Origin of the sequence: Luteibacter sp. 329MFSha (assembly GCF_900111665.1) — a bacterium.
GTDB lineage: Bacteria > Pseudomonadota > Gammaproteobacteria > Xanthomonadales > Rhodanobacteraceae > Luteibacter.
Window position 1 is genome coordinate 1080884 of the sequence record NZ_FOJE01000001.1, and the last position, 23112, is coordinate 1103995.

Annotated in this window: 23 protein-coding genes; 8 read left to right on the plus strand and 15 right to left on the minus strand. The window is 67.3% G+C overall.

From position 1 onward, the window contains the following. Positions 1-96 precede the first annotated feature (96 nt). The 5 genes from BMW54_RS04835 to BMW54_RS04855 all read right to left on the minus strand — a co-directional run bounded on the left by BMW54_RS04835 (position 97) and on the right by BMW54_RS04855 (position 3250). Positions 97-759 carry a TetR/AcrR family transcriptional regulator gene (locus tag BMW54_RS04835; protein WP_217642605.1) on the minus strand — a complete coding sequence of 221 codons (663 nt, stop codon included), beginning with the start codon at positions 757-759 and terminating at the stop codon, positions 97-99. Positions 760-809: 50 nt separating this feature from the next. Continuing rightward, on the minus strand, positions 810-1646 hold the full coding sequence (locus BMW54_RS04840) for an SDR family NAD(P)-dependent oxidoreductase (protein WP_090053413.1): 837 nt from the start codon (positions 1644-1646) through the stop codon (positions 810-812). Between the two features lie 186 nt (positions 1647-1832). Next, complete coding sequence (locus tag BMW54_RS04845; protein ID WP_090053415.1) at positions 1833-2300, minus strand: hypothetical protein; 468 nt, start codon at positions 2298-2300, stop codon at positions 1833-1835. Between the two features lie 132 nt (positions 2301-2432). Next, the gene (locus tag BMW54_RS04850; protein ID WP_090053417.1) at positions 2433-2912 is read right to left on the minus strand and encodes a hypothetical protein; all 480 of its coding nucleotides are present in this window, start codon (positions 2910-2912) and stop codon (positions 2433-2435) included. Further along, positions 2912-3250 carry a DUF6152 family protein gene (locus tag BMW54_RS04855; RefSeq protein WP_090053418.1) on the minus strand — a complete coding sequence of 113 codons (339 nt, stop codon included), beginning with the start codon at positions 3248-3250 and terminating at the stop codon, positions 2912-2914. Before BMW54_RS04855 ends, BMW54_RS04850 begins: the two co-directional genes overlap by 1 nt. A gap of 156 nt (positions 3251-3406) precedes the next feature. On the opposite strand from BMW54_RS04855, the gene BMW54_RS04860 reads away from it, so the two are divergent. Next, positions 3407-5866: a TonB-dependent receptor gene (locus BMW54_RS04860; RefSeq protein ID WP_217642606.1), complete on the plus strand. Its 2460-nt coding sequence runs from the start codon at positions 3407-3409 to the stop codon at positions 5864-5866. Between the two features lie 97 nt (positions 5867-5963). Further along, a complete protein-coding gene (locus BMW54_RS04865; RefSeq protein WP_090055715.1) occupies positions 5964-6653 on the plus strand; it encodes an aspartate/glutamate racemase family protein in 690 nt (229 codons plus the stop codon). Positions 6654-6679: 26 nt separating this feature from the next. On the opposite strand, the gene BMW54_RS04870 is transcribed toward BMW54_RS04865, so the two are convergent. Next, a complete protein-coding gene (locus tag BMW54_RS04870; protein WP_254779067.1) occupies positions 6680-7249 on the minus strand; it encodes a TetR/AcrR family transcriptional regulator in 570 nt (189 codons plus the stop codon). Positions 7250-7436: 187 nt separating this feature from the next. On the opposite strand from BMW54_RS04870, the gene BMW54_RS04875 reads away from it, so the two are divergent. Beyond that, a complete protein-coding gene (locus tag BMW54_RS04875) occupies positions 7437-7754 on the plus strand; it encodes an EthD family reductase (protein ID WP_090053422.1) in 318 nt (105 codons plus the stop codon). A gap of 40 nt (positions 7755-7794) precedes the next feature. Here BMW54_RS04875 and BMW54_RS04880 read toward each other — a convergent pair whose 3' ends face one another. The 5 genes from BMW54_RS04880 to BMW54_RS04900 form a co-directional block, all read right to left on the minus strand. After that, a complete protein-coding gene (locus tag BMW54_RS04880) occupies positions 7795-9021 on the minus strand; it encodes a PQQ-dependent sugar dehydrogenase (protein ID WP_090053424.1) in 1227 nt (408 codons plus the stop codon). Positions 9022-9079: 58 nt separating this feature from the next. Then, complete coding sequence (locus BMW54_RS04885) at positions 9080-10642, minus strand: XVIPCD domain-containing protein (protein WP_090053427.1); 1563 nt, start codon at positions 10640-10642, stop codon at positions 9080-9082. Positions 10643-10667: 25 nt separating this feature from the next. Next, positions 10668-11111 carry a lysozyme inhibitor LprI family protein gene (locus tag BMW54_RS04890; RefSeq protein ID WP_090053429.1) on the minus strand — a complete coding sequence of 148 codons (444 nt, stop codon included), beginning with the start codon at positions 11109-11111 and terminating at the stop codon, positions 10668-10670. 104 nt (positions 11112-11215) lie between these two features. Further along, on the minus strand, positions 11216-13228 hold the full coding sequence (locus BMW54_RS04895; RefSeq protein ID WP_090053431.1) for an OPT family oligopeptide transporter: 2013 nt from the start codon (positions 13226-13228) through the stop codon (positions 11216-11218). A gap of 145 nt (positions 13229-13373) precedes the next feature. Continuing rightward, complete coding sequence (locus BMW54_RS04900; protein WP_090053433.1) at positions 13374-14276, minus strand: LysR family transcriptional regulator; 903 nt, start codon at positions 14274-14276, stop codon at positions 13374-13376. A 108-nt stretch (positions 14277-14384) separates the two neighbouring features. On the opposite strand from BMW54_RS04900, the gene BMW54_RS04905 reads away from it, so the two are divergent. After that, positions 14385-15449, plus strand: coding sequence for an aldo/keto reductase (locus BMW54_RS04905; protein ID WP_090053435.1), 1065 nt, complete (start codon positions 14385-14387; stop codon positions 15447-15449). Between the two features lie 104 nt (positions 15450-15553). Then, entirely contained in the window at positions 15554-16072 is a 519-nt protein-coding gene (locus BMW54_RS04910) for an anthrone oxygenase family protein (protein WP_090053437.1), read from the plus strand. Here BMW54_RS04910 and BMW54_RS04915 read toward each other — a convergent pair. Beyond that, positions 16041-16991: an MBL fold metallo-hydrolase gene (locus BMW54_RS04915; protein ID WP_217642607.1), complete on the minus strand. Its 951-nt coding sequence runs from the start codon at positions 16989-16991 to the stop codon at positions 16041-16043. The genes BMW54_RS04910 and BMW54_RS04915 overlap by 32 nt on opposite strands. Before the next feature lie 161 nt (positions 16992-17152). On the opposite strand from BMW54_RS04915, the gene BMW54_RS04920 reads away from it, so the two are divergent. Beyond that, positions 17153-17671 (plus strand): hypothetical protein, encoded by a 519-nt coding sequence (locus BMW54_RS04920; RefSeq protein ID WP_090053439.1) that lies wholly within the window; start codon positions 17153-17155, stop codon positions 17669-17671. On the opposite strand, the gene BMW54_RS04925 is transcribed toward BMW54_RS04920, so the two are convergent. After that, entirely contained in the window at positions 17655-20735 is a 3081-nt protein-coding gene (locus BMW54_RS04925; RefSeq protein ID WP_090053441.1) for a sensor histidine kinase, read from the minus strand. The genes BMW54_RS04920 and BMW54_RS04925 overlap by 17 nt on opposite strands. Before the next feature lie 160 nt (positions 20736-20895). On the opposite strand from BMW54_RS04925, the gene BMW54_RS04930 reads away from it, so the two are divergent. Then, complete coding sequence (locus BMW54_RS04930; RefSeq protein ID WP_090053443.1) at positions 20896-21525, plus strand: response regulator; 630 nt, start codon at positions 20896-20898, stop codon at positions 21523-21525. Between the two features lie 23 nt (positions 21526-21548). After that, positions 21549-21914, plus strand: a complete 366-nt coding sequence (locus tag BMW54_RS04935) for a winged helix-turn-helix domain-containing protein (RefSeq protein ID WP_090053444.1) — start codon at positions 21549-21551, stop codon at positions 21912-21914. A 22-nt stretch (positions 21915-21936) separates the two neighbouring features. On the opposite strand, the gene BMW54_RS04940 is transcribed toward BMW54_RS04935, so the two are convergent. Both BMW54_RS04940 and BMW54_RS04945 read right to left on the minus strand, forming a co-directional pair. Then, positions 21937-22260 (minus strand): putative quinol monooxygenase, encoded by a 324-nt coding sequence (locus BMW54_RS04940; RefSeq protein ID WP_090053446.1) that lies wholly within the window; start codon positions 22258-22260, stop codon positions 21937-21939. A gap of 57 nt (positions 22261-22317) precedes the next feature. Further along, positions 22318-22995 carry a type 1 glutamine amidotransferase domain-containing protein gene (locus BMW54_RS04945; protein ID WP_090053448.1) on the minus strand — a complete coding sequence of 226 codons (678 nt, stop codon included), beginning with the start codon at positions 22993-22995 and terminating at the stop codon, positions 22318-22320. Between the last annotated feature and the right edge of the window lie 117 nt (positions 22996-23112).

Genomic DNA, 23112 nt, shown 5'->3' on the forward strand with positions numbered 1-23112 from the left:
GATGCCCCACCTTGCCGACACCCTGATGCCCCGGAAGAGGGTGGACATCGCGTGCCGCGAAACCCGTCACGTTCCGTCAGGTCGCCCGTCGCCGGCTCACGTGGTTCTTGCCGCCACGATGCCGAGGAGTGAAACGGTCAACGCCCGTGAGAGCCGCTTCGGGAAATCGACGCGCAGCGAAGCGTGCTCGGGACGCACCAACGTTTCCGCCAATGCGGGCGAGGGATGCGCGAATGGCCAGAGCCCGGCGACGAGGAGGATCAGCATCTGCACCCATTCCCGCGCCGCGTCCTCGTCCAAAGTGGGGAGACGCTGGACGACCCACGTCGCGAGCGCGACCTGGTTCCGCGTGTGCTCCGTCTTGAACGCCACGATGGCGTCGGCGGGAATGTTCCGCTCCAGTTCGTTGCCGAGCGATGCCCAGAGCTTGCACAACGTGGACTGCGCCGCGAGGGATTCACCGACGTGCTTTGCCACAGCGTCGTAGCGGCCGGCCCCGACGCCGGATGCCGTGAGCTCGTCGATCCACGCGGCGAAACGCTCGTTGAGCAACGCGAAAAACACGGCCTCGCGGGTGGCGAAGTAGCGCGTCACGTTCGTCTTCGAGAGCTCGGCCGTTCGCGCCAGCTCGCGCAGGCTGATGTCGCCGACAGGGTGCGTTTCCAGCAGCGTCTCGGCGGCCGCGAGGATCGTCCGGCGCCTGACCTCGCGTTGTTCCGGACTGCGCGCCCGCAGGAAAGCCGTTGCCGTGTCGTCCACCGTCGTCTCCGTCGATGAGGCGCCCGTCGGAGCGGGCGCCTCGTTCATCGTCACGAAGGATAAGCCACCGACTCGCTGGTCGTGCGCCATTGCGCATCGGTCGCCGCCAGACGCTCCGCCGCCTGACGGGCCACTTCGACGGCATCGCTGCCCAGGAGTAGCCGCAACGGCGGTTCGGGCGCCTCCGCGATCTTGAGCAATACCCTTGCGATGCGGTCCGGGTCGCTTGGCTGCCTGCCGCTCGCGCCGCGCAAACGCTCGACGACGGGGCCCAGCACGGGCGCGTAGGCGTCACTGATCGCCGGAATATCCATCGACGAGCCCGCCCAGTCCGTTCGCATGCCACCCGGTTCGGCCACGGTGACCTTGATCCCGAACGACGCCACTTCACGCGAGAGCACTTCGGAAAAGCCGTTCACGGCCCACTTCGCCGACTGGTAAGCGGACAGCCCCGGCCCGCCGATTCGCCCACCGACCGACGACACCTGGATGATCCGGCCAGAGCCCTGCTTGCGCATGACGGGAAGCACGGCGCGGCTCAGGTTCACCACACCGAAGAAGTTGGTTTCGATCTGTGCCCGGAACGTCTGTTCCTCCATGTCTTCGATCGGCGCGACGTCCGCGTAGCCGGCGTTGTTCACGAGAACGTCGACCGTGCCGAAGCGTTCGATCGCCGTCGACACGGCGGCGGCCGCCGCATCGCGATCGGTGACGTCGAGCGTGACGGGGACGAGTCGCTCGCCGTAGGCCTCGATGAGATCGGCGAGGCCATCCCGCTTACGTGCTCCGGCGACGACGTTGTGGCCGGCCTCGAGGGCGGCGGCGGTGATGGAAAGACCGAGGCCGCGAGCGGCTCCGGTAATGATCCAGGTCTTTCGAGATGTCATGGCTAAACCTGCGCTCTGCTTTGGTTTTTGATTCGCCGGCGGGCGACGTCGAGACGTCGCCCGCCGGCGGCAACCACGGATGCGGTCCGATAAAGGTCCAGTGGCCCTTTATTTGTGGGACGGCCTCACAGGCGTTTCAAGAGCAGGTTCTTGCGATTCATCCGGCGCGCCGCCGGCGCTTCTGGATCAGCCCGTCTTCCGGGCCGCGGCGGGGCAACCTTCCACTGCGGATATCGTCAGCGTTCGCGGCTCCGAGTCCGGCGTGGCCGGAAACCGGACGGCCATCGGCTCGCCCGGCTTGCCGCGGACGACCTCGTGCACGACCGGGTGATTCCCAAGATGCGCGGCGACGTCCACCTGGAGCAGGTCGCCGGCGGCGGGCGTCACGTGGAATCCGAATTCCCACGCATCGCCTCCGGTTTTCGCCGCATCGCGAATCGTCGCCGGGGTGTCCGCCTTCAGACAGACGGTCGCGTTCGCCATCGGCGCGCCGTTCCCCTCCCATCGCGTGACCAGCTGATAGATCGGCGGCTCCGGCTTCGCCGTGCCGGGCGAGGCCGAATGCGCGGCACCCGCGATGAAGGCCAGTCCGAGGGGAAAGATGGCGATGGCGAGGGCGAGACGGTGACGAAACGGAGCGACGGCGTTGAGCATGGCGATGCGTTCCTTGATTGAGTGGCGGGATGTCCAGGTACAGCCGATCGGCATCCGTACGAATGCCTCGCGCCCGAGGGTAGCCCAGATTCGCCGACGCGAAGGTGCCTGCCCATGGGCCAGCCTGACGCTCTAGTAATACGCGAGCATCCGGCCGCAGGCGATGACGGCGAGCCAAAGCACGAGCGACAGCGACGCCTGCATCCTGGCAAGCGATGGAGCGGGGTGCGTCGTCTCCCATGCGGCGACGCTTCGGTACACGCCCACGTGGAACACCAGGGCGTTCACGCCGGCGAGCGCGATCAGGGTCAGCTTCAGCAGGAACAGTGGATTGCCCAGGAAAGCCTGCGGCTGGGTCGAAAACATCATCAGTCCGGCGGGAAGCACCAGCGCGACGCTCCCCGCCGACCACGGCAGCAGGTGCCTGCCCAGGGCCGACACCGGAAGCGCGCGTCCCCAGCCGAGCACCCGCAGATCGAACATCGCGACCGCGCCGACGAGGATGCAGAAGCCGACGATGTGGACGGTCTCCACCGCCGGGTACAGCCACGGGCTGTCACGCATGGCCCGGGCCAGCGGTGTGGCCGACAGCCAGCCGGCCCGGTCGATCATCAGCGAAGTTCCGTCGTCTTCTCGCCGATCGTCACGCGCTCGGCGCGCATCTCGTCGGCCTTCGTCCGATGAGGGTACCCGTAGACCGTGGCCTTCTGGCCGGGCGCGAGCATGCTCTTGGCGAGGCCCCGGCTTTCCATGCGCGAAGGCGGGGCGAGCACCACGTTCCACGTGGCATCCGCCGTCTTCAGGCGAAGCGTGCCGTGTGGCTGCTCGTAGGTCGAGGATTCGATCGTGCCGGTCAGGTTCAACGGCTTCTGGGCGTCGTACTCGCTCCAGCCGTGGTGCGCGAGGGCGGTGGTGGCTGTCAGCGCGGTCAACAGCAGCAAACGTTTCATGACGATCTCCTGTTGGGCAGGGTCCGACGGCCCATCGTAGCCCGACGCACGCTGGCCGGTCGGTCCCGCGAGTGAAACGTGCAAGTCGAATCGATATATAGTTGGGTATATAGCGTCTCGGGGGCGAGCGCATCGCCCGATAGACTGGGGATCCGAATGCGTCGTACGCCGTCGTTCGTGGCCATGCTGGCGTGCATGGCTGTCTTCCGTGTCGCCGCTCAGGCGTCGCCTTCGACGGGTCCGTCAGGGGAGAACGCGCCGGCCACGACACTCGGGGAAGTCACCGTGTCGGCCCGCCAGCGCGACGAGAACCTGCAGAAGGTGCCGATCGCGGTATCGGTCGTCGACGGCGACTGGCTCGACCGCTCGTACACCGTGAATACCCAGCAGCTCAGTCAGCTGGTGCCGTCGCTGTATTACAACTCCGCGAACCCGCGCAACACGGCGTACACGATCCGCGGACTCGGCTCGAACACGCTGTCCGTCAGCGCCGCGAACGATGGCATCGAGCCCGGCGTGGGTTTCTACATCGACGGCGTGTACCACGGCAGGCCCGCCACCGCGGCGTTCGACTTCACCGACATCGAACGGGTCGAGGTGCTCAGGGGCCCGCAGGGCACGCTGTTCGGAAAGAACACGACGGCCGGCGCGATCAACATCACGAGCCGCCTGCCGACGTTCCAGCCGGAAGGCGATGGCGAGATCTCTATCGGCGAGAATGGTTTTCTGCAGGCCAAGGGAACGGTATCCGGCCCGCTTGGCGAAACGGTGGCGGGGCGCCTGTCCGCGCAGTTCACGGAACGCGACGGCGTGCTGCACAACGTCCGGACCGGCAAGGACGTCAACGAACTGAACAACTACGCGCTCCGCGGCCAGCTGCTTTTCCGGCCGGACGACGACGTGAACATCCGTCTGATCGGCGACGTCTCGAACCTCGACTCGGACTGCTGCACCCAGAACTACCTGCGCGTCGGCAAGAGCCTGCGTGGCGCGGCCCGCCAGTTCGAAGGCCTCGCGGCGAACCTGCCTGCCCACGGGTTGCCGGCGTACTCGCCGGCGAGCCGCGATGTCTACGACCGCCTGACGGATATCGACGCGCCGCTGCACATCGACACGCAGGACGGCGGCGTGTCGCTCAACGCCGACTGGAACGTGGGGCCGGTGACGCTCACGTCGATCAGCGCGTGGCGCTACTGGAAATGGGATGTGGCCAACGACCGCGACTACACCGGCATCCCGATCCAGACGGTGCAGCGAATCCCGTCGCGCCAGGATCAGTACAGTCAGGAATTCCGGGTCGCGTCGAACGGCGACGGTCCTGTGGATTTCGTCGGCGGTCTGTATTTCTTCACCCAGGAGATCAACGGCAAGCCGATCAGCATCTACGGCCCGGCCGCGACTTACTGGCTGGTCAGCACCACGAGCTTTCCGGGCATGCCGGACAACCTGGCGGATGGCTACGGCCAGTTCGGCGATTCCCATTTCCGCATGAAGAGCTACGCGGCTTTCGGCGAAGTGAACTATCACGTCACCGACCGTCTGGTCGCCACGCTCGGTGCGCGTTACACCTATGAAGACAAGGACGGACGGTACGCGACGACGGTGTCCGGCGGTCTGCCCACACGACCGGGTACCGCGCAGGACAACGCGAAGCTTTCGCTCTTCCGTCCGCAGAGCTACCGCGCGTCGGACAGCGGCGGCAATCCCTCGGGACGCGCCAACCTCGGCTACCAGTTCACCGACGACGTGCTGGGATACGTCAGTTACGCCTACGGTTACAAGTCCGGCGGCCTCAACATGTCCGGCCTTCCGCTGGACGCCTCGAACAACCCGGCGCTCGCGACCGCGGTGATCAAGGACGAGACGAACAAGACCTGGGAGACGGGCGTCAAGACGGCCTGGTGGGACGGTCGCGCGACGCTCAACCTCGCCGCGTATCACACCGTGGTCGACGACTATCAGGCCAACGTCACGTCGAGCACCGAAACGGCGGCGCTGCGCACCTATCCGGCCAACATTCCCGAGGTACGCGTCAAAGGTGTCGAAGGCGATCTGGCGGCGCTGCTCTTCAGGGGCTTCACGCTGCGTGCTTCGTTCGCCTACGCCAACGGAAAGTACACCGATTACCCCGCGGGCCCGTGCCCCCTCGAATGGCAGAACCCCAATGCCACCGGCGGTTGCCAGCCGTTGAACCCGCCAGCCGGCCTGGCCATCAAGACGTCCAATCCCCGCGGCAACCCGAAGATTCCCGGTGCGTACGTCCTCACCGGTCTGCCGCTGGCCGGACTTTCGCGGTGGGCGGGTTCGTTGGGTTTCGACTACGAACTGCCGGTTGGCCACGGCGCCTTCCTCGCCCACGCCGATGTGAGCGCGCGCAGCGGGTACAACTCCGATACCACCAACTCGGTCTACACCAAGATCGCGGGTTATACGGTCACCAACGCGAGCATCGGCTACCGTTTCAACGACAGCTGGGAGGTCGACGTCTTCGCACGCAACCTGTTCGACCGCGACTACATCACCGCGCTCACGGTCCAGACCGGAAATTCCGGACTCATCCTTGGGCAGCCAAGCGATCCGCGGATGCTCGGTGTCACGCTGCGCGCGCGGTTCTGACGCCGCCGCTACCGAAACGATTGCCTTGAGCTCTACCTCCTAGTAGGTTGCCACGAGTAGGCGTCACTGAACTTCCGACGCACCCACCATGGTGACCATGAAGACGATAGGCATCCTGGGCGGCATGTCCGCCGCCTCGACACAGATCTACTACCGCGAACTTTGCCGCCTCACCGCCGAGCGCCTTGGCGGGCTGCATTCGCCCGAGCTGCTGATCCGCTCGGTGGACTTCGCGGACATAGAGGCACTGCAGGCGGCGGGGGCATGGGACAGGGCAGGGGAGCGACTGAACGAGGAGGCGAAGGCCCTCGAACGTGGCGGCGCCGATGTCCTCGTGCTCGCGACCAATACGATGCACAAGGTGGCCGCGCGGATGATGGACGGCGTGGGCATCCCGTTGCTGCACATCGCCGACGCGACCGCGTCGCGCATCGTGGCGGCGGGGTTCCGGTCGCCAGGGCTGATGGCCACCGCGTTCACGATGGAACAGACCTTCTACACGGACCGCCTCGCCGCGGCCGGCCTGGAAGTGATCCTGCCCGGCGCGGACGATCGCGCCGAGACGCATCGCATCATCTACGACGAGCTCTGCCGGCAGATCGTCAGCGACACGAGCCGCGAGGCGTATGTCGGCATCGCGCGGCGCCTGGTCGACCGTGGCGCGGACTGCCTCATCCTTGGCTGCACGGAGGTGGGCATGCTGCTCGATCAGGGCAACGTATCCGTGCCGGTGTTTGATACGACGCTCGTCCACTGCGAAGCGGCGATCGCGCTGGCCCTTTCCTGATGTTCGCGGCGGGGCGAGCCTTCCGGTCAGCGCCGGACGTGTTTCGCCGACGCCGCATCCCATGCCGACATCGCCTGCGGGATGGCCTGTTCGATGACGGCGTGGCGAACGCCGTCGCGTGCGAGGGTCGATACGCCCAGCAGGAATCCGTCGAACACCGCCGCGAGCGCCCTGGGCTCGGTGTCGGCACGAAGTTCGCCGCTGTCCACGCCACGCTGCACGCATGCCACGAAACCCGCACGGGTCCGCGCGCGTGACTTCGCCAGCGGCTCGGTCACGGCGGCGTGCTCGTCGGAGGGCGCGCTCATCGCGCCGAGGGCCACCATGCATCCGCGCGGGTGGCCCCGTTCGTATTGCATCTTCACGGAGCGCCTGAGCGCGGTTTCGATGGCGTCGCGCGGGGGCAGGGAGGTATCCCAGAGGCATTCAGTCACCTGCGCATACGTCGACAGATAACGTTGCGCGCACTCCTGGAACAGCGCTTCCTTCGATCCGAACGCGGCGTAGAAACTCGGCGCCGAGATGCCGTTGCCGATGCCCGCCTTCAACTGGCTGAGCGATGCCGATTCGTAGCCGTGCTGCCAGAAGATGTGCATGGCTTCTTCCACGGCTTTTTCGCGATCGAATGTCCTGGGGCGTCCCATGGTCGCCATCGCCGGCTCCGGAAGGTGAACGTGACTAAGATACTAAGCGATACAGAAGTTCTTGACAATCGCGGGGACGAGGCCCCTAATGTATCGGTCGATACATATCTTTCCACTCTCTTCAAGCTTCGGAGCATCCATGAAAGCGAGCGACACACCGGTCGTGGTCTATGTCACCTACCACGGCACCCCCGACGACCGCTTCGATCGCGACTATTACATCTCTGGGCACCTGCCGCTGGTCATGGATGCGTGGGGAAAATACGGCCTGCTCAGTCTTCAGGCGTTCTTCCCGGCGGTCGACCGTGTGGGCACCGTCGCCATCTGCGAATGCGTTTTCCGTGACGAGGACGCCGTGGAAACCGCCTTCGGCTCGCCGGAGCTCGCCGGTGTGATGGATGACCTGCCGCGTTTCACGCAGCTCGCGCCATCGCGCGTGCGCGCCGTCCCCGTCTGACAGGTCGTCCGCCGATCCACGGCGGACGACGTGGACCGAATCAGCCTTCCTTCGGGGTGAGCCGGTAAAGCCCGCCGGGCATGGCGTCCTCGAGCAGCCAGAGCGAGCCATCGGGCGCTTCCTCGACATCGCGGATGCGCTTGCCCAGGTTCCAGCGCTGGACCGCGGTCGCGCCGCCCTTGGCGTCGACGGTTACCCGGATGAGCCCCATGCTGACGAGCCCGCTGATCAACGCGTTGCCCTTCCATTGCGGGAACATCTTGCCCTTGTAGAACATGATGTTGCCCGGCGCGATGACCGGCACCCAGTAGATGACGGGTTTGACGAGATCCGGTCGCGAGTCGGGGCTGGGAATCGCGACGCCGTTGTAGTTGACGCCGTAGGAGACCAGCGGCCAGCCGTAGTTCTTGCCGCGCTCGATCAGGTTCAGCTCGTCGCCGCCGCGCGGACCGTGTTCGAGTTCCCAGAGCCGGCCGTCGGGTGCGAAGGCGAGTCCGTAAGGCGTGCGGTGCCCGGTGCTCCACGTCTCGGCGGGCGTCAGGTTCGGGCCCGGGAAGGTATAGGTGCTGACCACGGGCGCGTTCTTCGCGGCCTCGGTGTCCTTCGCCGGATCGATGAGCGGGATGCTGCGCGCGCCTTCCTTGCCGGCCCACGGATTGCCCGGCGCGGGCTTGCCGTCGAGCGTGAGGCGGAGGATCTTGCCGACGGGCTGATCGGGATCCTGGGCCGGCGTGAAGCGCTGACGATCGCCGACGGTCAGGAAGAGGTACTTGCCATCGGGCGAGAACGCGATCTGCGCGCCGGCCTGGCCGCCCTTGCCGGTGGGCAGCTGTTGCCAGAGGACCTTGAAGCCTTCGAGCCGCGGCTGTCCGCCTTCGAGCACGAGCCGGCCGCGGCCCATCGCGAGGCCGCCGCCGTAGTCGCCCGGCGCCACGTAAGTGAGATACACGTTGTGGTCGGTGGCGTAGTGCGGCGAGAGAAAGACGCCGAGCATGCCGTTCTGGCCTTCGAACTGACTGGCGGGCACACCCTGGACTTCGGTCTTCGTGCCATCGGGCGTCACCAGCTGGAGGCGGCCGACCTTCTCGGTCACCAACATGCGTCCATCCGGAAGGAACGCGATGCGCCATGGCAGGTCGAGGCTGGCGATCTTCGTCACGGTGAAGGGCAGGTCGGGGTCGTCCTTCTGGTCACCTGCGTTGGTCTGCGCCTGGGCGGCGTTCGTCAGCAGCGCCGCGAGCAGGATGCCGTTTGCCAGCTTCATCATCGTCAGGTTTCCTCGGACAGGGACGGCCATCTTACCGCCCGGCAGCGAGTGTCCGGCGTCAATGCTGCAGTGGCGGCGCGGGATGCTGCTGCTGTGGCTGCTGCGAAAGGACCGGCTGACGCTCCTGCTCTTCGGATCGGTTCGCGGCGTGGAACGTCGCGCTGCTCTGATCCAGCGGCGTCGTCACGGCCTGGCGTACGTCGACGTCGGCCACGCGCTTGAACGGCGAGTTGAGCTCGCCCTGGACGGCATACGCGCGCGCCCGATCGTCACCCATCACGACATGGTCGATGCGGGTGAGTCCCTGGGCACGTGCGGCGACGGCGAGCGATCCCGCGAAGTTGTCCGTGAGGTGATCCGGCGTGCGGCCGTGCTGCGCGTCGAGCGCGCGAACGCCCTGCAGCGCCTGGTTGTACATCGCATGCCCCGGACTGGCGGCATCCGTGAGGCTCGGGTGGCCAGGCGACGTGCGAGCGGGAGCTGCCGGCTGCGCCGCCTTGTTCAGCGCCTCGAGCGTCTTCGGTCCGACGATGCCGTCTTCCTTCATCCCGTGGTCGTGCTGGAATTTCTCCACGGCGGCCTTCGTGCCCGGACCGAACTGCGCGTCGGGCGTCAGCGGACGATCGTGGCCGTCCGTATAACCGAGCTTGATCAGCTTTTCCTGGATCGCCGTGACGCTTGCACCATGCGCTCCCTGACGCAGCGTCGAACCATGATGGTCGTGGGACCGACCGCCCTGGCCGATCGCCTTGAGCGCGTCCTTGATGTCCGCGTCGTTCGCCGACTGCTTCGGGTTGAAGTCGGGGCTGCCGACCTTGTCGTGCGCGCGGTCGAGCACCGCGGCTTTCGTCGGATCCTTGTAGGCGTCCTTGTAGCGCTCGGCGATCTCGGCGGCCTTCGGGCCGTCGTAGTACGGATACGTGCGCTTGATCTGCTCCGCCTTGGCCAGGACGTCGTCGTAGTCGCCGCCGTCCTTGAGCACCTTCTCGAACTTCGCGACCTGCGAGGGAATCTGGTTTTCGGTCTTCGCGAGGATGGCGATGGTCTCGAGGCGACGGTCTTCGGGAATGTTCTTGCCGAGCCGGTCGACCGTAGCCATCGCGGACTGCGTCGCATTGCGGATCTGCGGGTAGTCGATGTTCTTGTGGATCCACTTCTGGCCTTCTTCCGATCCGGCCCACGCGTTGATGCCGTCGCGGGTATCGGTATCGATGAAGGAGAGGGTGGAGCGACCGTCCTTTCCGTTGCCGTGGCTGAGCAGGTCCTTGCGCAGCTGCGCGGTGTCGCCGGTGAACCTCAGGCCATGGTCCTTCGCGTACTTCGCCGACTGATCGATGACCGCGTCGACATACGTCGTCTCGCCCGGCTTCAGCGCGGCGCCGTCGGTCGCGCCGAGGGCCCACGTGCCCCGCTTGCCCAGGTCCACCTGGATGGTGCCGAGCGTGTAACCGCTATCCGCCACGATCCTGCCCGGGGTGCCCCAGTGGGGATCGGACGTTCCCACCGTGACGCCGGTGATGGACAGGTGGTACGAGGACGGGCCGCCTTCCGTGCCGCGGCCCACCACGAAGTACGTGGCGCCGGCGGCGGAATCGAGATCGTGCGTATCGGGACCAGCCATGACGGGTCACTCCATGTCAGCGGGATCAGAGGTCGTTGGCGACCGCGAAGTACTTGTCGAGGGCGTTCGCACGCTCGCACAGACGGAACACTTCACTCTGCGCGACCTGCAGATCGGCGACGGTCTCGTCCGGGTAGAGCGACGCCTCGAACGTGTTGCTGGCCTTCTGTAGCGCGAGCCACGAGCGCTCCGCGGCGACGAGGTTCTCCTTCGCCTTGCCGCTGAGCTTCGCGGTCAACGCCTTGTAGCTGGCGTTGAGCCGTCCGTCCTGGCGCGCCTTTTCGGCGTTGATGCAGTTGCCCAGTGCGCCCTGGTCCGAGCCCGCCTTGTCGATGCAGCCGTAGAACGACTGCGTGATGCCCTGCGGAGCCTGGCTCCGGATGACCTGACTGGTGCTCTCGGAAGCGGCCGCGGTACCGGCGGCGCCGACGAGGGCGAAGGCGAGGGCGAGCGTCTTGACCATGTGCATCCGTCACTCCTGGATTGGTAACCCCTAAACCTACACAGGATAGTGGACGGATTTCCATCGAAATGTGGTGAAGTCCACGCTTCGCGACCGCTCGGGTTTGCCCCCTACCGGCCACCGATGCGCCCGGCCATGCGGGCCACCCAGCGATACATGAAGAGGACGACCAGCGCGAACGCGATGCCGCCGATCCACTGTGCCTTCTCGGCGAAGTCGGGGCCGACCAGCGCCAGCGGCGCCTGCGGGTTGCTGAAGCCCAGCTTGTCCGCGAAGGCCACGATCGCGGCGATCAGCACGCCGATGATGCTCTCGCCGACGATCAGGCCCGAGGCCAGCAGCACGCCGAGCTGCTTCGTGCTTTCGGGCCGCACCGTGCGATCGGCGCGACGATCGAAGTACCAGCCGACGACGGAACCGACCACCACCATCAGGGTGCTCACGGTCGGCAGGTAGATGCCCAGGCCGACGGCCAGCGGCGGAATGCGTACATGCCGGGTGGTGCGAGCCAGGACTTCGTCGATGACGATGAGCGCGATGCCGATGCCGACGCCGACCTCGATCAGGCTCCAGTCGATGTTCCCGGTGATCACGCCCTGGGCCAGCGCCGAGATCAGGCCGGCCTGCGGTGCCGGCAGGGCCTGCGGCCCCGCGCCCGCCACGCCGACGAAACCGTACGCGGTGTTCACCAGGTCCAGCACCGGCGGAATGACCGCGGCGCCCGCGATCACGCCCACCACGAGCGCGACCTGCTGTCGCCACGGCGTGGCGTCGACCAGCTGACCGGTCTTGAGGTCCTGCAGATTGTTGTTGGCGATGGCGGCGACGGTGAACACCACCGCGGTGATGAACAGCGCGAACGCCACCAGCGCCTTGCCTTCGGCTTCGCCGACATGCGGCTTGACGAACGCGACCAGCAACAGCGCGGCGGCGATCACCACCAGGATGCCGACGCCCGAGAGCGGGCTGTTGGACGAGCCGATGAGGCCCGCCATGTAGCCGCACACGGTCGACACGAAGAAGCCCATCAGCACGACGAAGGCGACACCGCCAATGGCCAGCACGCCGACCTGACCGCTCAGGCCGGCCGAGTTGCCGAAGTAGCCGAGCAGCCATGCGATCGGCACGAAGCAGGCCAGCGTGACGGCACCGACGATACCGATCGGGATGTCGCGCTCGGTCCGCGGGAGCGTGTCGGCCTTGCCGGCCTTGCGCACCCTGGACGCGGCCATCGCCGAGGTGAGGCCGGTGATGACCGGCTTCACCAGCTTGGCGAGCGTCCAGATGGCCGACACGCCGAGCGTACCCGCGCCCACGTAGCGCACCTTCTGGCTCCAGGTGGCGTTGGCGAGATCGGCCATCGATTGGGAAAGGTCGCCCAGCGCGGAGAAGTGCGGCACGCCCCAGACCCAGCCGATGATGGCGCCGATCAGCATGGCGACGCCCACCGTGATGCCGACCAGATGGCCGATCGCGAGCAGGGCGAACGACAGACCGAAATCGAAGCCGGTGACGCCGCCGCGCTCGCTGACGCGGAAGTAGCGGACGAAGTCGCTCGCGAACACCTGGGTGGCCACGATCACGGCGAACACGGCCGAGACGATCGAGCCCCACAGCACGGCGAGCAGGCCGGCGCGGCTTTCTTCCACGCTGGCGGCATCGGCGTCGTCGCCGCTGCCCACCTTGAGCACCTCGGCGCAGGCGATGCCTTCGGGGTAGGGCAGATCCGAGTTGGTCACCAGCGCGCGGCGCAGCGGGATCGAGTACATCACGCCCAGGACGCCACCCAGCGCGCACACGGCGAACGACGTCCAGAACGGAAAATCGGCCCACCACCCGATCATGATCATGCCCGGCAGCACGAAGATGATGGAAGACAGGGTGCCCGCCGCCGAGGCGATGGTCTGCACCACGTTGTTTTCCTGGATGGTGGAATCCTTGAACCCGCGAAGCAGGGCCATGGAAATCACCGCCGCGGGAATCGAGGTCGCGAACGTGAGGCCGGCCTTGAGGCCGAAGAAGACGTTGGCGGCGGTGAACACCACCGTGATGATCACGCCGAGGACCAGGCCACGGACCGTCAGCTCCTTGCGGTCGCTGGATTGAGTAAGTTTTTCGCCCACGGCGTCGTTCCGTCCTGTGATGGTCCCTGGTTTCCGCCGTTCGACGGCGCGCTGGATCGGGCCGCCTGCGCGGCGGCCGGGCCCTAGGGTTGCCGGATTCGGCGGGAATCGCAATGGGCCCGCCACGCCGATCGCCGCGAAGGAATCAGCTGAGCAGATGGCGCTCGCGCAGGTAATCGATGAAGACCCGGAGCTTGCGCGGCATGTGCATGCGGCTCGGGTAGTACACGTGGAACGGGCTATAGGTCGGCCAGTACGCCTGCAGGACGGGGACCAGCGCGCCGGACGCCAGGTGCGGCGACGCCATGCTCTCGAAGTGGCAGCCGACGCCGACGCCCGAAAGCGCCGCGGCGAGCAGGAGGCCATCGTCGTTGCTGATCATGCTGGCGCGCGTGTCGACTTCGACCAGCCGCCCCTCCTGCACGAATTCCCATCGCATCGGGCTACGGTCGTGGTCCAGGCGCACACCGACGCAGCGGTGGCGAAGCAGGTCCGCAGGCGTGTCGGGCACGCCATGTGCCCGCGCGTACGCCGGCGACACGAACGTCGCGATCCGCTGCGGGCCTCCGATCGGATGCGCGACCACATCCTTGCCCAGCGATTCGCCGATGCGGAAACCAGCGTCGAACCCCGTCGCCACGAGATCCACGAAACGGTTGTCGCAGTGCAACTCGACGACGACGTCGGGATACCGCGCATGGAAGTCGGGCAGGTGAGGCATCACCAGGATGTCGGCGATGGCGCGCGGCAGGTTGATGCGCAGGAGTCCGACGGGCGCGTCGCGCGTTTCGGTCACCGCGGCCATCGCCGCCGTCAATCCATCGAGCGCCGGCCGCGCCTCGTCCAGGAAGCGCTGGCCGACCTCCGTCAGGCCCACGCGGCGGGTCGAGCGATCGAGCAGCCGGACGCCCAGACGCGCCTCGAGCGTCCGCACGGTCTGCGACAACGCCGAGGTCGACACCCCGAGTTCGGCCGCCGCGCGGGTGAAGCTGGCGTGCCGGGCGACGCAGGCGAAGGCGGCGATGGCGGGGAACTGATCGGGCGTCATGGGCTGGCCGATTGTGAAGTGTGACTTCAAAGCGTATGCGCGCCGCCCCTCTTTTTCCACACGACCGGGCTACCTAGATTCCTCGTAACCCCCACTGGAACCGCCCCCATGAGCAAGCAACTCAACGACTACGTCACGCTCGGCCGCTCCGGCCTGCGCGTCAGCCCGGTATCGATCGGCACCATGACCTTCGGCAAGGACTGGGGGTGGGGCGCCACGGAGGAGGACGCCCGCCGGATGCTCGATGTCTACATGGAGCGGGGCGGCAACTTCATCGACACCGCCAACTTCTACACGGGCGGCACCTCGGAGCGCTTGCTGGGCGAGTTCCTGCGCGGACGCCGCGACCGTGCCGTGCTGGCCACCAAGTACTCGCTGAACGTCGACCCGTCCAACATCAACGCCGGCGGCAACCATCGCCGCAACATGGTGCGCGCGGTGGACGAGAGCCTGAAGCGGCTGGGCACCGACTACATCGATCTGTACTACCTGCATGTGTGGGACGGCACGACGCCGGTGGACGAAGTGATGCGCGCGTTCGACGACCTGGTGCGCGCCGGCAAGATCGTCTACGCCGGCATCTCGGATACACCGGCCTGGCAGGTAGCGCGCATGCAGATGCTGGCGGATCTGCGCGGCTGGGCACCCCTTGTCGCGTTGCAGATCGAGCACAGCCTGGTGGAACGCACGGTCGAGCACGATCTGGTTCCCATGGCGCGCGAACTCGGGCTCGGCGTGGTGGCCTGGTCGCCGCTGGCCAATGGCGTCCTGTCCGGCAAGTACACCCGCGCCGACATCGAAGCGCACAAGGGCGCCGACATGTTCACCGGTGGTCGCGCCGCGGTCGCCGCGGGCGTCGGCTCGCTCAGCGAGCGGAACCTCGACATCGCGGACGTCGTCAAGGCCGTGGCGGAAGAGACGGGACACAGCCCGGCGCAAGTCGCGCTGGCGTGGCTGCTGGCCAAGACCGCGCCGGCCGTCATTCCGATCCTCGGTGCGCGCACCGCGAGCCAGTTCGAAGAGAACCTCGAGGCGCTGTCGGTCACGTTGTCACCCGAGCAGGTGGCCCGTCTCGACCGCGCCAGCGACATCGCGACGCCGTTCCCGCACCGCTTCCTTCCGCTGGTGCAGGCGCAGGTACTCGGCGAAGGGCGGCTGAACGTCGCCCGCTGAATGCGATAGCATCCCATGGCACGCAGGGGGCGCGTGCTCGCGCTCCCTCGGCTTCCCGTGTCTGGGCAGGGACTGATGCGATGTCGCGAACCCGAGTCACACAAGTGCTTCTATGGGCTTCGACGCTCGCGTGGGCCATCGGCCTCGGCGCGAAGCTCTTCGACCTTGTCGTGGTCGCCGGCGCCTGGGGAGCATCCCCTCCCGGTTCCTTCGCGTTGTTGCCCTATGGGTCGAAATACCCCGTGACGCCTGGCGGATTCTTCCAGCCGTTGTCGGCCGTCATGGCGCTCGCGATGCTCGGCGCCCTGGTCGCCGGCTGGCGGCAACCTCGTCCACTCCGCCACTGGCTCATCACGGGTGCGGTCGCGTTCGTGCTGATCTGGGCGATCACGCCCACGGTCTTCTGGCCGATGATCAACGAGCAGTACGCCATCGCGACCGGTAAGGCGTCCGTCAGCGTGCCCGAGGCGGTCCACCTGACCACCCGATGGATAGCGTGGGATTCGTTTCGCATCGCGCTTATCGCCATCGGCTTCATCGCCTCCGTACGATCGCTCACCCTGGCGACGCCGGGCCTTCCACCGGATGCGACTATTTCAGGCCCTCGTAAACGATCCGCGTGAAGAAGTCCGGCGTGATGAGAAACTTGCCGTAGACCGCGTCGTAGCGGGCCGTGGGCTTCGCTGCGATGACTTCCTCGAGTGACTTGCCCTGTTTCTTCAGCGCCGCCACGTTGTCACGGATGCCAGCCAGCATGTCGCGAAAATCCCTGAACTGCTTTTTCGTTCCCACGGGGCCGTGGCCCGGCACGAGGATCACGTCGTCGTCGAGCCGCGCGAGGATCGCGTCGTCGGCCTGGATCATCCCGTCGATACCGCCGCCGTGCTCGTTGTCGATGAACGGATAGACGCCGTTCCAGAAAAGGTCGCCAAGCGCGGCGACGTTGGCTTCCTTGAAGACGACGTAGAGATCGGTATCCGTATGGGATGGCTGCAGCAGTCGCACCTCCACCGTCTGGCCGGCGAAGCGATACGTCTTGTCCGCCGTGAGTATCTCGGTCGGCATCCCGTCCCTGGCGATCGCCTTGAACGTGTAATCCCACATCGTCACGTGCGTGTCGACGGCCAGCCGCTTCGCCGTCTCGCGCGTGGCGACGATCGTCGCGCCTTGTTCCGCGACCCATGGATTGCCGTCGGTATGATCCCAGTGGTAATGCGTATCGATGACGTATTTCGGCGGCGCGCCGCTGATGGCCGCCAGCGCCTTCTCGACGCGAGGGCGGGACACGGCGATACCCGCGTCGACAAGAAGCTTCCCGTCCGGCCCGTTGAGCACGGTGATATTGCCGCCCGAGCCGGATAGCATCGTCAGGGGGCCCCTGAGCGGTGTGGCGGTGATCGGGGTGGTCTGCGCGGCTTCGTTGATCGTGACGACCGGGCTGACCTGCCGGACGGCCTGGGCATGGGTGGCCGTGGCCACTGCGATGGCGACGGCGGGCAGGGCAAACGCCAGGATCGGGGCGGGGCGCGTTGGCTTGTTCATGAGGACTCCCCAGGGCGGGACGTCGGTGGCCATGGGCATTGGGCACCCCGGACGTCCGGGCGTCTTGTCGGAACCTCGGGGTTTTCGGAGAAAACGACCCTCCCGGCGCCCTGGCAAGCAACATCGGACAGCCGTCCCGGCAGCAAACGCGGTAAAACGTCGTGGACTTCCGCAACGAGGCTCGCCGTGCCGTGACCGCTCGCCGCCTGGTTCCCATCGTTCTGTGCGCGCTCGCGACCGTCGCGCATGCGGACCAAGAGTACGTCGACCCGGTGTTCTGCTATCGCGTGGTGCTGTCCGATGCCGTGGCACGAACGGTGCGCCACGACGACGGCGCCGTGTCGTTCGACGTGGCCGGCCCTTGCCCGGGCGCCGCGTGCATCCGGCTCGACATCGCGTCCGCGTACCATGGGGCCCCGCTTCCCTCCGGTTCGCTCGCTCGCGCGACCGGCACGTGGCGGGCGGTGTCGCGATCCGCGCGCGATGTCGCCGGCCAACGCTGGGAGCTGACGCGACGGGTCCTCGGCGACCGGCGAGCGCAATCGTTCGAATACACCCATGCGCTGGACGGTTCACGTCACGTCGTGACCGTGCTGTACATGGAAGCAGGCAGGGCGCAGGCCCTCGACGCCGCGCATGCCGTGCTCGCGTCGTGGCGCTGGGTCAGTGCATGCTTGTAGGTGGCACGCGACGTCCCGCGGTGCGCACGCGCGCATGCACCGTGGGAAGGCGCAGCGGTGCGGCAATCGACACGTCGGTTCCCCTGGGCGACGAAGCGATGTCGAACAAGGCGCCGATGCGCGCCGCGCGTTCGCGCATCCCCGTGATACCCCAGCGGCCCGCATCCGCCGCGCATCCATCGATCAAGGTGGCGGCCATGCCCTGTCCGTCGTCGCGCACATGCGCGACGATGCCGCGCTCGGACGCCGTCAGGGACGCCTCGATGCGCGACGCCTGAGCGTGCCGCACGGCATTGATCAGGGCTTCGCGGACGATGGAGAGCACTTCGTCCGCGACGGCGGGATCCATCGCATGGTCCGCCACATGCATGGACGTGTCGATCGGAATAGGCGACGCCTGGCGTAGCACGCGCGCGACCTCGCCGATCGCATCCAGCAGTTCACCGGTGGATTCGATCCGCGCCCGCAGCTCTCGCACCCGGTCGCGACCTTCGACGACGAAATCGCTCGCGAGCCGAAGGCTGTCGTCGAGCTGCTTCCTGAGCGGGTCGTCGTCCCGCAGGGTGGCCGCGATGGACTGGAACTTAAGGATGATGCCGTAGATCGCCTGCAGGAGGGTGTCGTGCAGGTCGCGCGCGATGCGCTCGCGCTCTTCGTGCCGGACGCTCGCCTGCACACGAATCTCGCGCGCCATGGCGCGCGTCCTCGACACATAGGCGAGCCCGACCAGCGCGAGCAGGAGCAGTGCCACGACGGCACGAAACCACCACGTTTGCCAGAAGTGCGGAGCGATCGACAGCGACACCGTCGCGCCTCGCTCGTTCCAGACATCCTGGTCGTTCGAACCGATCACCTCGAAGCGGTAGTCGCCCGGGCCGAGGTTGGTGTAATACGCCTTGCGCCGCGTGCCGGGATCGATCCATGCCGCATCCTCGCCGACCAGCCGGTAGCGGAAGCGAACGCGCGACGGCGACGTGAGGCTCAGCGCCGTGTAGCCGATCTCGAGCGTGCTCACGCCGGCAGGGAGGTCCACGCTCGCCGAAAGCGGAAAGGCCTTTTCGTTCGCGACGATCGAGCGGATGTAGACCGGCGGCCGCAGCCGGTTGCCACCGAGCGCGGCCGGGTCGAGCCAGTAGGCGTTCTCGTTCGTGAGGAACCAGAGGCGTCCGGCATCGTCGAGCGCCATCGTGCCGACCGGCTGCCCCTGGCGCGCGCTCCCCGCGATGCCGTCGCGGAAGTCGAAGACGCGCAACGCGGGCCGGTAAGCCGCATCGTCGAACGCGCGGCCGAGTTCGCCGTCGCCGAAGCGTACGACGCCGCGCCCCGCGTTGACCCAGACCTCGCCATCGCGTGTCTGCGCGATGCCGGTGACGCCGGTGAGCGCGGCGAAGTCGCGGTCGGTCAGCGAAGTGAGCTGGCCGTTGCGCAGGGTCGCCAGCCCCGCGCTACCGCCGAAGATCACGCCGGACCGCGTCGACGCGATCGTGTTGACGGGACCGATCTCGCGACCGGCCTCGAAACGATAGACGCGCTCGGCGCCCGACGGGTCGACGTGCAGCAGCGCCCCGTCGCCGAAGCCCAGCCATACCGAGCCGTCGTCGGCGACGGCGCCGGTGGTGGGGCTTGCCTCCAGATCGCCGCTGCGCGGTCGCCACGGCTTCCACGCGCCACCGACCCATCGGTGCACCCCGAGGCCTTCGATCGACGTCCAGACCGCACCGTCCGGCGCCGAGGCGACGAACTTCAGCCGTGACGCGTAGAGGTGGCCGGGCAGGGGCACCTTGGCGAGCCGACCGCCGTCGTATCGGTACAGATCGTGGAAACCGATGATCCAGAGGGTGTCGTCCCGTTGGTGGAAGACGCCGAGCACCGTATCCGGAATGCCGTCGACGACCGTTGTGAAGCGGTCGCCATCGAGGCGATAGATGCGGTCGCTGTCGGAAAGCCAGAGCCGCCCAGCCGCGTCCTTGCCGATGCCGAGGTGCGTCTTCGGCGCGAGGTGAAAGTCGCGAAGGGATCCGACGGGCCCGCGATGGTAGCTGTCGAGGCCCAGCCCGGTGCCGACCCAGACCGTTCCTTCGCGGTCGACGGCGACGGGGATCGCGGTATTGGCCGTCAACGACAGCGGTGCCTCGAACCTGTCGCCGATCGTCGCCTCGACGACGTTCTCGCCGGCGCCAGGCAGCGCATCCCGCGCGACACGAAACACCGCGGCGTTGTCCAGCGCCGTCGCCCAGAGGCTGCCTCCATGGTCGAACGTCATACGGGCGGCGGCGTGCGCGGCGCTGACGGGGAGTCGATCCGGATCCGTGGCCAACGGATGCGACGCCGAGAGGTCGGGCAGGGGACGCGTGCCATGCAGGCGGTCCGATATCCATAACGTGCCTTTGCCGTCGATGGCCATCGTGGCTCCGGGGGCGAGCGCGACGTTGGTCGACTGGAAGCGCTTCGCACCCCGCGGGAGGTAGACCAGCCGGTTGACGGCGGCGACCCAAAGCGTGCCTTCGCGGTCCACGGCCACCCAGTCCGCGCGGTCCACCGGGAAGTTCCAGTCGCGTCCGATCGTGCGCCAGTGCGTGCCGTCGAAGCGGCCCAGCCCCTGTCCCGACGCCGCCCACACCTCGCCGTCGAGCCCCTCGGCGAAACCGTAGACCCATCCCGGTGGAAAACCGTCGCGCGTGGTCGACGAGCGCAGGGTGCCGTTCTTCAGATGGGTAGCGCCGCCGTCGTACGAGCCGATCCACAAGCCGCCATCGCGCATGAAGGCGAGCGCGGTGAGGTTCGTGGCCACGAGGTGCTGTCCCGACGAGGGCTGGTAGCGGCTGAACTCCACGCCGTCGAATCGATACAGACCGCTACCCGTGCCTAGCCAGAGGTATCCGTCGGGTCCCTGTGCGATCGCGCAGATCGCCGGCGGTGCGCCATCCTGGATCGTCCAGGTCTGGTGCACGTACTGCGCCGGCTGCACGATGGCGGGTGGCACGCCGGTCGCGACGACGGTGGTGGGGGTCAGCCACCACGCCAGCCATCGGAAAATGTTCGGGATGAGGCGTTCGATGCGCACTCGCGGCCTGGCCCAGATGTCGGGGGAGCCGTTATATACCCGAGCCGGGCCCCGGCGATTGCCCGTTCTCCGCTTGCCGCGTCTACCCCATCGGGTAATTGCGTACGCTCACCCTCGCGTCGCCTAATGGTCTCCGGGAACATGGCGCAAGGAGCGGAGCGTGGGCAACGCGCGACCCATCCGGGTCCTCATCGTTGACGACCACCCGATGATGCGGGACGGGCTGCGTTCGACCATCGGCCCGGAGCCCGACATGCTCGTGGTGGGCGAAGCGGCCGACGGCTCGGAAGCCATCGCCATGGTGGACGCGCTGTCGCCGGACGTGACGCTGCTGGACCTACAGATGCCGAAGGTCGACGGTCTCCAGGCGTTGACGACGATACGCCGGCGACATCCGTCCACCGGCGTGGTCGTGTTCACCGTGTATCCGGGCGACGCGCGCGTCACCCAGGCGCTGCATCTCGGTGCGACGTCGTACCTGCTGAAGTCCGCCAGCCGGGACGACATCCTCGAGGCCATTCGCGCCTGCGCCGAGGGGCGGCAGATCGTCGCTCCCGAGGTCAGCGAGGCGCTGGCGGCACACCGCGGCATGGAATGCCTGACGGTGCGGGAGCTCGCGGTGCTGCGGCTGGTCAAGGAAGGCATGACCAACCGCCTGATCGCCGATTGCCTCTACATCACCGAGGACACGGTGAAGGCGCACATGAAGAGCATCCTCGCGAAGCTCGGTGCGACGGACAGGACGCATGCGGTCACCATCGCGTCGCGACGCGGATTCATCGATTCATGAGGCCCGAGGGCCGGGAGTTCACGATGAAAGCTGTCTACCTCTTCGGACCCTATCGACTGGATCCGGCAAGGCGGAGCCTTCTCCGCCACGGCGCGGAAGTCGTGCTGGGCAGCCGGGCGTTCGACACCCTGGTCGCCATCGTCGAGGGTCGCGGCGCGATCGTCTCTCCGCGCGAGATCATGGCCAAGGCGTGGGGTGGTCTCGTGGTCGGCGATTCCAACGTGCGTGTGCAGATCGCGAACCTCCGCAAGGCGCTGGGTTGCGGCAAGGACGGCGGTCGCTACATCGCGAGCGTCGCGGGCCGGGGCTACTGCTTCGTCGCCGACATCGAGCAGGTCAGGGAAACGGTGCGCGTCGCGGGCAACATGGACCTCGTTCGCGTCGCCTGACCGGCGCGGCGATCCGGCGGCGTCAGCCCTCGCCGGCGACGTCGAAAGGCACCACGAGATGGGCCTGCCGCTCGGCCAGGCCCCCGACGAGGGACAGATAGTGCGCGAAATGCGCGCTCGCGCGATGGGCCGCGACGGCATCGGCGTCGACGTAGAGCTCGTCGAGCACGAAGCGCCCCGGCTGCTCCGGATCGCGCCAGATGTCCCAGCGAAGATTGCCCGGTTCGGCGCGCGACGGCGCCACCATGCCGCGCAGGAGCTCACCGAGCGCCCCCTCGCTCCCGGGCCTGGCGGTAAGCACCGCCTGGATCTTTCGCCGCGAAGTCGTCGGTGCCGTCTGGTTCATGGGAAACGTTCCGGGGCAGGGGGCATGGGTTCGTTCGGTGACAGGCGAAGCGATCGGTCAGTCGACCTTCGCCAGCGCCTCGGCGATCGCCTTGCCGACGAGGGTGCCGGAGGCGGGGTTCTGGCCGGTGATCAGCCGTCCGTCGACGATATGGTACGGCTGCCAGGGCTCGACGCAGCTGTAGTCGGCGCCAGTCTCCCGAAGCACACCCTCGAGATCGAAGGCGACGTCGCGCGCGGCGTAACCATCCTCTTCGGCCTTGGAGAACGACGTCAGCTTATGGCCTTTAACGAAAGGCGTGCCGTCGTCCAGACGTGCGCCCAGGAACGCCACCGGCCCGTGGCACACCGCCGAAACGATCTTGCCGCCGCCCCACGCCCGCACGACGGCGCGCTTCACGTAGCGATCCTTCGCGATGTCTTCCATGGGGCCAAGACCGCCGGGGAAGAAGATCGCGTCGTAGTCGAGCACGTCGACCTCCGACAACCTGCGGCTGCTCTGCAGACGCCGATACGCGGCGCTCTCGCGAAACTTCGCCTGCACCGGGTCCTTCGGGTCGAACCCGTCTTCCGGGACGATCCCGCCGAGCGGCGAGGCGAACTCGACCGCGACGCCGGCATCTTCGAGGACATCGAAGGGATGGGCGATCTCGGGAAAGAAGAAGCCGACGGTCCGCTCGAAAGGCCCCAGGACGGCGGTGTTTGTGGCGATGCAGAGAACGTGCTTGACGCGCATGGTGGTGGCTCCGGCGATGTCGTGGGATGGGCGGCTCGGGCGGTCTCGCGGTACGACTCTCGATGTAACACCCCGTCCCCACCGGCGCTCGTAAAGCCTGGCAAAGCGTCGTGTAGA